This window comes from Roseomonas genomospecies 6 (genome assembly GCF_008365375.1).
Classification (GTDB): domain Bacteria; phylum Pseudomonadota; class Alphaproteobacteria; order Azospirillales; family Azospirillaceae; genus Azospirillum.
On the sequence record NZ_QOKW01000044.1, the window covers coordinates 23,302 to 33,447 of the forward strand.

Consider the following 10,146-nt stretch of genomic DNA (forward strand, 5'->3'; position numbering starts at 1 on the left):
TTGCCCAGCCTGCCGCCGAGTCAGGCGGCCGGTCGGGAGTACCGCCCCGCGCAGGCCGACGTCGCGGGCGCTTACGACGGGCTATGCGGGCACGCCCTGGAAGGACTTGTCCCCGATACGGCGCAGTGCCTCCGGTGCGTCGTCGGGGCAGTCGCCGCAGAGGCGGTTCGCAGGGACCGCCACGTCGATCTTCTTCGGGTACGGCAGGCTCAGGTTCGCCATGATCGCGGCGAACTCCTCCAGGCTCTTGTCGTCGCCCAGGCGGGGGTTGCGTTCCCGCTCCTGGAGCACGGTCGAGACATGCCGGTGCTGGTAGTCGTGGCTGGGGTAGACGAGCGTGTCGTCCGGCAACGTGAAGATCTTCTCGCGCACCGACCGGTAGAGCGCCTCGGTGCTGCCGTTCTGGAAGTCCGTACGGCCGCAGCCGTCGATCAGCAGGGCGTCGCCGGTGAACACCCGCGGCGTGTCCCCGCGTTCGACGAGGAAGCAATGGTGCGTGTCGGTGTGGCCCGGGGTGTGGAGCGGCTTGAAGGTCAGGCTGCCCATGGTGAGCGGCTGGTCCTCGGCGACCCCGATATCGGCGCACGGCAGCCCGTCCATCGCCGGATAGGCCACCTTGCAGCCGGTCAGGCTGCGCAGCCGACAGGCCGAACTGATGTGGTCGGCGTGGATGTGCGTGTCGAGCGTCACGGCGAGCCGCAAGCCGAGTTGCTGGATCAGCGCCAGATCACGCTCGACCGTCTCCAGCACCGGGTCGAGCAGGATCGCCTGGCTGGTGTCGCGGCAGCCGAACAGGTAGGTGTAGGTCGAGGATTCCGGCTCGAACAGCTGACGGAAGATCACGGCGCCCCTCCTCGCGTCTTTCCGCCGTCCACGTAGCGCGTGAACAACGCCCTCATCTCCGGCGTCCCGAACTGGAAGCCCATCGCCTCGGCCTTGGCCGCCGCCGCGTCGCCGGACAGGCCCTCGATGCGGGCGACGTGCATGAAGGTGAAGAGGGCGGCGCGGCGCCCCGACGCGCAATGGATGGCGACCGGACCCGGCAGGCCCGCGACCTCGCGGTCGAAGCGTTCGGCGGTGGCTTCGTTCATATCCTGGGGGGAGACGGGGATGCTCAGGTAGGCGAGGCCGTGGCTCCGGGCGATCTCGCTCTCCTTGGTCGGCGACAGCACCTCGTCCTTTTCGCCGGGGGTGCGCAGGTTCACGATGGAGCGGAAGCCCTCGCGGGCCAGTTCCCCGACGCGGTCGGCGGTCGGCGGTGTCATTTCGATGGTGAAGCGGTCGTCCACCCTCAAGCGGTCCGTCATGCCATGCTCCGTTTGTGTGCGGGTCGCCGTGGAGCCCGGACCGATACCGGCCGCGGGCACCTCGGGTGGGTCATGCCACGGCGGCGTCCAACGCCGCCTCGGCGCGCTGGCGCGGGGTCGTGTTCGGGGACGTCGTGTCAAGCCGCCGGAAGTCGCCGCGCAGGGCCTTGAGCGCGTACCGCTCGCGGTCGATCTCGGCGGTGGTGCGGACGCCCAGGCGGCGGAACACCGGGACCGGCGGGCACCAGCCCTGGAGCGCGTGCTGGAGCAGGAACCCGGTCACGACAGCGGGCAGGACCAGGAAGCGGCGGTCCACGAAGGCGCCCAGCACGGTTCCGGTCAGTGCCAGCGTCGCCGCGTTGGCTTCGAGCGTGCGCTCGATGTCCCACTCGTGGTCGAGTTCGTTTAGGCGCCGGTCGATCTCTTCCGGGTGCTCGGCGTGGAAGCGGACGCTCTCCTCGATCTCGGCGGCGAAGCGGCGGTTGAGGGCGGCGGACGTGGCGTTCTCCACGCGCGACGCGGTGGCGGGCAGCATGGTTCCCTCCTGTGTCGGTTCCGGTGGACGGCGCCGCGCTCAGGGGCGGCGCCGTCATGTCCTGCAAACATTAGGAAGGTCTGATGCGTTCCCGGAGGTCGTGGTCCGACATGTCCATTGGACAGACCACCGCGTGGCGGCGCTGCCTCCACTCCCAGGCGACCGCCGCCGCCGTGACGGCGGCGCCGACCACGGCCAGATGAAGGCGGTACGGCTCGACGTGGGCGAGCAACAGGTCCGCCCCGAAGACCAGCAGCAGGAGCTTGTTGCAGGTCGGGCAGGCGATCCCCAGGAACCAGAGAACGCTGCCCAGTCCGGCGCCACGGGGCGGACACATCGGCCGCCGGATGGCCACGTAGATTCCGACCAGCACCGCCTGGACGGCGAGCAGCCAGACTTCGAACCCCTGGGTCGGCGTCATGCGGACGAACACGGGGTTCGGCCACACGGCGGTGACGGTTCCCAGCACTAGGAAGATCAAGATCGCCGCGGCGGTCCCTCGCAGGACACGAGGCGGGCTCATCGGATTGTCGGTGAGACTCATGACGGACGCTCCACGCTGGTTCAGCCCTGCTTGCCGTCGCGCTTCTTGGCGCGGACGTCGGCGACGATCTCCTTCATCGTCTTCAGATCGAGGCCGCCGGGAATGAGGTAGCTGCCGATGACGAAGCCCGGGGTGCCCTGGAGTTTCAGCATGGCCGCCTGCGCGGATGCCTGCTTGAAGGCTTGGTCCACCTGAGCGTCGCGCTCCTTCAGGTCCCGCTCGGCCCGCGCCAGGTCGAGACCGGCCTCGCTGGCCGCCTTGCGGATCTTCTCCTCGTCGAGGCGACCGGGAATGTTCATGAAGGCGTGATGGACCTGTTCGTAGCGGTCCTGCCAGCGCGCGGCGAGCGCGATCCTGGCGGCGTAGATCGACGGCGCGCCGAACAGCGGCCAGTGCTTGTGGATCACCCGGACGTTCTTGTCCTCGGCGACCAGTTGCTCGAGGAAGGGGTGGACCTTGCGGCACACCGGGCACTGGTAGTCGAAAAACTCGATCACCGTCACGTCGCCCAGCGGGTTGCCCACGACCACCGCGCTGGGGCCGCGGGTCAGGGCATCCGGGCCGAGTTCCGCCACCAGGGGCGGGGCCGCCGTGGCCGCGGCGGAGGTCGGGGCGACGAAGGACTGGACGGCGACAGCCCCGGCGCCGAACGCGGCGGCTGAGACGGCGACGGTGAGAAGGGTCGTGACGAGGCGGGAGGTCATGATGGGACTCTTGGCTCCGTGATGCGACTGGGCGGACCGCCGCTCGGGACGCTCGGAGGCGGCGGTCGGGATGCTGGGGAGCGTCGCGCTCGGACGTTCCGGCTGGCCAAGCGCGACGCGGGGCGTGGTGTCTGCGAGACTCGTGGGGGAAGCCGCGGTTATCCGGCTGTCCGGGCCTTTCGGACGGCGTCCAGTACGGCGCCTTCGGACAGCACCTCGGGCAGGACGATGCCGTGCGGCGCGCCCGGCCCGTAGACCGCGTTGAACGGGATGCCGTAGCGGTCGTGCTGGCCGAGGTAGGCGGCGATGGCCGGGTCGGGGCTGGTCCAATCCGCCCGCATGGCGACGACGCCGTCACTCGAAAGCGTACCGGCCACCGGCTCGCGGTCGATCACCAGCTTCTTGTTGACGATGCAGGTGACGCACCAGTCCGCCGTCACGTCGACGAAGACCGTCTGGCCCTGAGCGACTAGCCGGGCGATCTCCGCCTGCTCGAACCGCTGCCACCGCGCCGATGCCGCGGAAGAGGCGGCCGGGGCCGCGTGGTCGAGGACGGCGGGGATGGCGACCGCCGTGGCGAGCGCGACCAAGGCCACCGGCCCGGCCGCGAGACTCACGGCCCCGAAGCCACGGGTGGCCAGGGCGAGGGCGCCGACGGCCAGCAGGGCGGCCGCGACGACGCTGGCGGCCGTGCCGATCGACGTCTGCGCGGCGAGGACCGTCACCAGCCAGATTGCTGTGGCCGCAAGGGCAGCCGCGAGCAGGTGGCGGAGCGCGCCCATCCAGCGCCCCGGCCGGGGCAGCAGCGCGACCGCGCCCGGAAACAGGGCCACGAGCAGGTACGGGGCTGCCAAGCCGACGCCGAGCGCGCCGAACACGGCGAGGATCTCCAGCGGGCCGCGGGCCAGCGCGAAGCCGACCGCGGTGCCGAGGAACGGCGCCGAGCAGGGCGTCGCCAGCAGGGTGGCGAAGGCGCCCATGGCGAAGTGCCCGGCGGGGCCGTCGCCCCCGACGGTGCCGAGGGCGGTGGACAGAGAGGACGGCAGCCGGATCTCGAAGACGCCCGCCATGCTCGCCGCGAAGGCGACGAGGACGCCCACCATGACGGCGAGAAAGACGGGCTGCTGGAACTGCATGCCCCAGCCGACGATGCCGCCCGCCCCCTTGAGGGCCGCCAGGGTGCCCGCCAGGACGAGCATGGCGGCGATGGCGCCGGAGGCGGTCGCCAGGAAGCCCAGCCGCACCCGGCGGCGCTCCTGGCCTTGCTGGCCGATCACCGACATCAGCTTGAGGGAGAGCACCGGCAGGACGCAGGGCATCAGGTTGAGAACGAGACCGCCCAGCAGGGCCACCGCCAGGAACGGCAGGAGGTCGGCGAGCCGGTCGCCCGTCAAGGGCGCCTCCGACGACACGGTGACCTTGGCCTCGACGGCGCGGCCGCCATCGACGACCGTGACGGTGAGGGGCCTATCGGCCATGCCGATGACATCGGGTCCGGCGACGACGGGCAGCGTGAGCAGGGCGGTGCGTCCGCCGTCCTCGCGCGCGACCTCGGGCTTGGCGAACGCCCAGTCGCCCCCCTCGACGAAGGCGTCGGGAGCCGCCAGCGGCGCCGTGGCCGACGCCACGCGGACCACGAGCGCCCCGCGCGCGGGGTCGGTCCAGGCGCCCTCGACGGTGACGCCGGACGAGTTCCCGTCACCGGGAACCTGGGCGTCGAACCGTGCGATCAGGTTGCCCGCGGCCGCGTCAGGTGTGGCGGGACCCGCGGGCAGGTCGAGGCCAACCTGGTGCGCGGCCGGGACGCAGACCTCGCTGCACACCAGCAGGTCGACCTTGCCGCGCAGCGACACGGGCTCGCCCGGGCGCTCGACGGTCACCTCGAGGGGGAGGACGACCTCGCCGGTGTAGCCCAGGGTCTCGATGCCGAAGGTCGAGAAACGGTGCGGCGCGGGCCAGCGGACCGCGACGGACGCAACGTTGGTGGAGCCCGACCAGTCCATTCGGGGCGGCATGCCCGCGTCTCCGGGCGAGCGCCAGTAAGTTTTCCAGCCGTCGTCCAGGACGATGCGGAGCCCCGCCAGGATGGCCTGTGACTGACCGGCGGCGTCGACCGAGGCCAGAATCTGCACCGTCGAGGTCTCGGCCGGTGATTGGGGACCGACTGTTGCGGAGACGGAGACGGGGGCCAGCACGGCGAACAGGAGGGCCGCCGGGAGGGCGCGCAACAATCGGCTGGTCGCAGCCTTGTAGGTACCGCCGAACACGGCGGCGAGCGGCGCCAGCGAAGGGCGCCGGGTGACAGTGATCGACATCGCGTTGTCCGTCCGCTGAGGGAACAGGGCCGTGCGCTCCGGAGTGGAGAGGCAAGCCTGCTGGGGATCGGCCACGGACGGTTGGCGGCGGGCAATGCCCGGCGCAACGACGGCCCTGTGGCGGTTCAGGCGGACAGGCGCGGAGGCGGCAGGTCGGGGAGCGTGGTGATGCCGCGCGACGGATCGTCGATGGCACGCGCGTGGCTGTCGGCACCAGCTGCCGAAGGGGGTGGAACAGTGGACGCGGCATTGGGAAGGGCGCCGCACACCGTGAGGCATGGAACGGCGGTCGGGCACCGTGCCGTCCCGGTCGATGCGTCGCGTCCGTTGCAGGGCCGGTCGGTGTCGTCAGCGGCGGTCAGGACCGTCGGAACGACCGCCTCCCGTTCCTCCGCGGAAACGGTGTCGCCGAGTGCAGGCGGGAACGACCGGACGGTGTCCACAGGGGCAAACGCCCTGGCCCATCCGGGACCGGCGAACGCGACCAGCGTGGCCAGCACGAGCAGTGCCGTCACCAGTGCCCGGATCATGTTCGCCGTGTGTGGCACGCGCATCCTCTCGTCATCCCGCATCGAAGCTACGGTCGGCGGGGGCTTGGCGCAACCCGCATTCCGCTCACAGACCCGTGAGGGGTGGTTCGGAACTCCGATCGCCGTAGCCTGTTCCCCTGCCACCCCTTGCGCATTAGATATTACTACAGTCTGATGGAAAGTCGCCATCGAATAGGCGGGCGTTTGCATAAGCCCAGGAATCCTCACCCGGCATCGCACGAAGGAGCGCGATGACCTATCACGTTTCAATGTCCGGGGGGCGCTGCTGACGTCTTGAGCCACCTTGAAGCGTAAAGGGCCTGCGGGCGGGAAACCTCCAGGGATACGACGGCATGAGCCTATATCAGCATCACATACTGCCGCGGCTCACCGACTGGGCCATGGGGCAGGCAGTGCTCAGCGATTTCCGCTCCCGCGTCGTCGTCGGTGCGCGGGGGTGCGTTCTCGAAATTGGGATCGGGTCCGGGCGCAACCTCCCGTTTTACGGGGGAGAGGCTACGGAGGTCGTCGGCGTGGACCCCTCTCCGGAGTTGCTGGCCCTCGCTCGGCGAGCGGCGGCCGTGACACCCCACCCTGTGAAACTGATTGAGCAGACTGCGGAGCAACTGCCGTTTTCCGACAGCAGCTTCGACACGGCGGTGGTGACATGGTCGCTGTGCAGCATACCCGATCCGGTCGCGGCGTTGCGGGAGGCCCGCCGGGTGCTCAGGCCGGGTGGACAGTTGCGTTTCGTCGAGCACGGCCTCGCGCCTGACCCCGGCGTCCGCCGCTGGCAGCACCGCCTGACACCGGTGTGGTCGAGGTGCGCGGGAGGCTGTCATCTGGATCGTAAGATGGACGACCTCATTCATGCGGCCGGGTTCCGCATCACGGACCTGAAGGCGGGTTACGTCCCCGGCATCAGGCTCCTGGGCTTCATGTACGAGGGCTGCGCATGCCGTCAAAGCGGATGAGGCATGCGTGCGGCACATCGGAAGGCGTCCACAGGACCATTGACCTTCCAACAACTGGAAGGTGGAGGCTGGCCTCCAGAGACGAAACGGAGCGGTCCGGAAGGACCCCGTCGAGGAGGATACCGATGCTGCAGTTCACCGTTCCCGGCATGACGTGCGGCGGATGCGCCAACGCCATCCGCAAGTCCCTGGCTGCCGTCCCCGGCATCACGGCCATCCAAGCCAATCCGCCCGACCGACGCCTTGCCGTCGAGGGCGACGTCGGCGCCGACCTGATCGTTCGCACGCTGGCCGACGCGGGCTACGACGCCACGCCGATCGCCTGAGGAGACGCACCATGGTGACGAAGAAGAAGGCCCTCCTGGGCAGCGCCCTGGCTCTGGTCCTGACGCTCTCCGCGGCGTCGGCGGCCATGGCCGACGGCGGTGGCGGCGGGGATTGGCACGAGACCGCCGTCTACGAGCTCGCTCTGGTCCCGGGCGGCGCGGCCGACTCCGCAGCCGTGAGGGCCGACCTCGAATACGTGACCGGCATGCGCGAGCACCACGCGGGTGCGCTGACGATGTCCGATGAGTAACTGGCCAAGGGCCGGAACCCAGTGCTGCGGCGCATGGCGGGCGCCATCATCACCAACCAGAAGTACGAGATCGCCGTGCTCGACGAGGTGAAGCGACAGGTCGAGCAGCCCCCGACGGTGCTGGCCGACTTCGGTTCGACCAAGTTCGTCCGGCGGCCGGTGACCACCGAGGGGCTGGAGCACCGCCTGTCCTACATCAAGGCGCCGCCGCCGACGGCGTTCGACCTCTGGACGACATCCGGCGCGGTCGACGAGTACGACGTCCGCTGGGCCAAGGCGATGATCGCGCACCACCAGGGCGCGCTCGACATGGCGCGGGAATACAACACCGACCCGAACGGCGAGAACAGCTTCCTGCGCACCATGAACTACGACATCGTCCAGGACCAGACCTACGAGATCGGGCTCCTGGAGAGCGTCGTCGACCGCTACCCCGGCGACGCCAGCGCCATCAAGCTGGACCCGTCCATGGTCCACGGCATGTCCATGCACGGCGCGCACGGCACGATGGACCACGGCGCCATGGGTCATGACCAGATGGATCACGGACCCACGGGGCACCGACAAATGGGCCATAAGGGAATGGGCCACTGATCCGCTATAGGATGTCCGGCGACGATCATGCTGGTAGCGTTTCTTGCCACCGCTCTCCTGCCGCGATGGAAGGCACGAGCACGAAGGATCGCATCGAACGTGAGAACAGTTGGCTGTCCTCATCAGGGAGTGCGACATGCGCACCAATATCGACATCAATGATGCTCTGATTGCCGAGGCGATGGCGGCCACCGGACTGACCACGAAGGAGGCCGTCGTCGAGGAGGCGCTTCGCCGCTTGATCCGCTTCAAGCAGGAGGAGAAGACGCTGGCGCTCCACGGTACTATCGAGTGGCAAGGCGACCTGGAGGCGAGCCGCCCAGGTCGCGGAGACGACTGATCATCGTGGGCGGCCAGTAGGCGGAGCAACGGCGGGGCGGGCGCTCAGCACCGCAGCTTCCGTTCCGCCTTGGCTCCGGCGACCAGCGCGCGCCGGACCAGTGCGGCAAGCTGGCGGGCCTGCAGGCGCCCGCGGACGAACCCCGAGCGCATCGCATCCAGCGCCGTCGGGTCGATCTCCGGCAGCACCGCCACGGCGCACTCGTAGTCGTCCGCCGCGTCGGCCAGGCATCCCGCGAACAGCGCGTCGAAGTCGCGCGCCCGCGGAGACCCAACCTCGACCACCGCCAGCCGGGAGATCAGGACCGCCGGGATCGCCCCCGTGTCGTTCGCCGTCAGCAGCCACACGACGCGCGACAGGTCGACGGGGACGGCCAGCGCCTCGTCCGGCCAGCGCCGGGCCGAGGACGGCTCGAGCATCGACAGCAGCGTGTGGTGCAACCGGCCGTTCCGGTCGCTGCCGCCCGCCTTGTCCACTTCGTCCACCAGAACCAACGGGTTCGCCATCCCGTCCCGGAGCATGAGGAGGATCGGCAGGGACGGCGTCACTGTTCCCCAGCCTCGGGCGGTGCCTTGGAGGAGCCGGTTGTCCGACGCCCCCGCCGCGTTGACCATGCCAATCGGCAGTCCGGCGAGCCGGGACAGGCGGTGGGCGAACCGCGTCTTCCCGACGCCGGGCGGACCGGCGAGCAGCAACGGACGGGACAGCCCGAAGAAGGTCCGGCCGCAGCGGGCGCCGAGCAGGACGTCGTCGTGGACGCGCTCGACCACCGCGCCGAACCACGGGAACTCGCGTTCCAGCGCGGCGCACAGGTCGTCCGGGTCGGGGGCCGGGGCCAGCGGAACCTCGCCGTCGAGCGTCGTCCTGATCCTGTCCAGGATGGGCCTGAAGTCGCGGTCCCCGGTGGGGGGCGGGCTGGCCAGAAGCACGCGCATGGCCGGGCCGTCCTGACGGCCCTCCTCGCTCCCCACGGCGTCCGGCGCTTTCTCGGCCGCGGGGGGCGCCAGCAAAATGTCGAGGCCGAGCCCGGCGGCGATGTCGGCCGGGTCGGCGAACCGGGCCAGGCGCACGCGGAGGCGCTCCAACCTGGCGTTCAACGCGGCTTCGGCCCTGCATCCGTCGGTTCCGGCGTCGTCCGGGGGGTGTTGGACATCCCGGTGAAGGCGCATCGTGAGAACCAGGTCGGCGAGGGGGACGGCGCGCGACGCCAGCACGAGACAGCCGTTCTCGATCTCCGGCCAGCGGTCCTAGTCGCCGGGGAGGCCCCACGTTTCTCTGACCAGCGGGAAGAGGAGCATCCATGCCCACGGGTCGCCGCTCTCGCATCGGGGAAGGAGGGAGGCGAGCGTGCCTCGTGTAGCCACGGACACCTCGTCCAGCCTGACGCGCGCCTCAGCGACCAATGCCGTCCGCAAGCGGGCCTGCGCGTCGACGGAGGGCCGCTGGACGCGCCAGAGGCCAAGTAGGTTTTCACATCCCGGCGCTTCAGATCCTGCGCCTGATTCATCACCAGGACGCTCAGTCATCTAGCCCTCTCAGAGCCTGTCCGGGAAGAAGTTGAATCGGATGAATCGGTTGTGATTCAAGGTAGCCTCCAACACGGAGGCGAAGATGTGGACAGCGGAGAAGCGAGACCGCCACGATCGCAGCGGGCTGCGTTACCCGAGCGATCTGAGCGATGAGGAATGGTGGATCATCGCGCCGCTGATCCCCCCGGGGCGGCGTG

Annotated in this window: 13 protein-coding genes and 1 pseudogene; 6 read left to right on the forward strand and 8 right to left on the reverse strand. The window is 69.9% G+C overall.

Annotated features, from left to right (window positions below; all coding sequences use genetic code 11):
- Positions 1-81: 81 nt before the first annotated feature.
- From DS843_RS29055 to DS843_RS29085, 7 genes are all read right to left on the reverse strand, one after another.
- Positions 82-843: an MBL fold metallo-hydrolase gene (locus tag DS843_RS29055; protein WP_149472303.1), complete on the reverse strand. Its 762-nt coding sequence runs from the start codon at positions 841-843 to the stop codon at positions 82-84.
- Positions 840-1,307, reverse strand: a complete 468-nt coding sequence (locus tag DS843_RS29060; RefSeq protein ID WP_149472304.1) for a protein tyrosine phosphatase family protein — start codon at positions 1,305-1,307, stop codon at positions 840-842. Before DS843_RS29060 ends, DS843_RS29055 begins: the two co-directional genes overlap by 4 nt.
- A 70-nt stretch (positions 1,308-1,377) precedes the next feature.
- On the reverse strand, positions 1,378-1,842 hold the full coding sequence (locus tag DS843_RS29065; protein ID WP_208852356.1) for a hypothetical protein: 465 nt from the start codon (positions 1,840-1,842) through the stop codon (positions 1,378-1,380).
- Between the two features lie 70 nt (positions 1,843-1,912).
- The gene (locus tag DS843_RS29070) at positions 1,913-2,386 is read right to left on the reverse strand and encodes a hypothetical protein (RefSeq protein ID WP_149472305.1); all 474 of its coding nucleotides are present in this window, start codon (positions 2,384-2,386) and stop codon (positions 1,913-1,915) included.
- A gap of 20 nt (positions 2,387-2,406) precedes the next feature.
- Positions 2,407-3,090 carry a DsbA family protein gene (locus tag DS843_RS29075; RefSeq protein WP_149472306.1) on the reverse strand — a complete coding sequence of 228 codons (684 nt, stop codon included), beginning with the start codon at positions 3,088-3,090 and terminating at the stop codon, positions 2,407-2,409.
- A gap of 158 nt (positions 3,091-3,248) precedes the next feature.
- Entirely contained in the window at positions 3,249-5,405 is a 2,157-nt protein-coding gene (locus tag DS843_RS29080) for a cytochrome c biogenesis protein CcdA (RefSeq protein ID WP_475849449.1), read from the reverse strand.
- 125 nt (positions 5,406-5,530) lie between these two features.
- A complete protein-coding gene (locus tag DS843_RS29085; RefSeq protein ID WP_149472307.1) occupies positions 5,531-5,920 on the reverse strand; it encodes a hypothetical protein in 390 nt (129 codons plus the stop codon).
- A 368-nt stretch (positions 5,921-6,288) separates the two neighbouring features.
- Between DS843_RS29085 and DS843_RS29090 the strand changes: the two genes are divergently transcribed.
- From DS843_RS29090 to DS843_RS29110, 5 genes are all read left to right on the forward strand, one after another.
- Positions 6,289-6,909 (forward strand): class I SAM-dependent methyltransferase, encoded by a 621-nt coding sequence (locus DS843_RS29090; RefSeq protein WP_149472308.1) that lies wholly within the window; start codon positions 6,289-6,291, stop codon positions 6,907-6,909.
- 125 nt (positions 6,910-7,034) lie between these two features.
- Positions 7,035-7,235 (forward strand): heavy-metal-associated domain-containing protein, encoded by a 201-nt coding sequence (locus DS843_RS31460; RefSeq protein WP_167525520.1) that lies wholly within the window; start codon positions 7,035-7,037, stop codon positions 7,233-7,235.
- Between the two features lie 11 nt (positions 7,236-7,246).
- A complete protein-coding gene (locus DS843_RS29100; RefSeq protein WP_149472310.1) occupies positions 7,247-7,486 on the forward strand; it encodes a hypothetical protein in 240 nt (79 codons plus the stop codon).
- Positions 7,487-8,080, forward strand: a complete 594-nt coding sequence (locus DS843_RS29105) for a DUF305 domain-containing protein (protein ID WP_286192392.1) — start codon at positions 7,487-7,489, stop codon at positions 8,078-8,080.
- Positions 8,081-8,216: 136 nt separating this feature from the next.
- Positions 8,217-8,420, forward strand: a complete 204-nt coding sequence (locus tag DS843_RS29110) for a type II toxin-antitoxin system VapB family antitoxin (protein WP_149472312.1) — start codon at positions 8,217-8,219, stop codon at positions 8,418-8,420.
- Positions 8,421-8,464: 44 nt separating this feature from the next.
- Here DS843_RS29110 and DS843_RS29115 read toward each other — a convergent pair whose 3' ends face one another.
- Positions 8,465-9,490 carry an AAA family ATPase gene (locus DS843_RS29115; protein WP_167525521.1) on the reverse strand — a complete coding sequence of 342 codons (1,026 nt, stop codon included), beginning with the start codon at positions 9,488-9,490 and terminating at the stop codon, positions 8,465-8,467.
- Between the two features lie 541 nt (positions 9,491-10,031).
- On the opposite strand from DS843_RS29115, the pseudogene DS843_RS29120 reads away from it, so the two are divergent.
- A pseudogene (locus DS843_RS29120) lies at positions 10,032-10,146 on the forward strand (IS5/IS1182 family transposase); the annotation flags it as partial.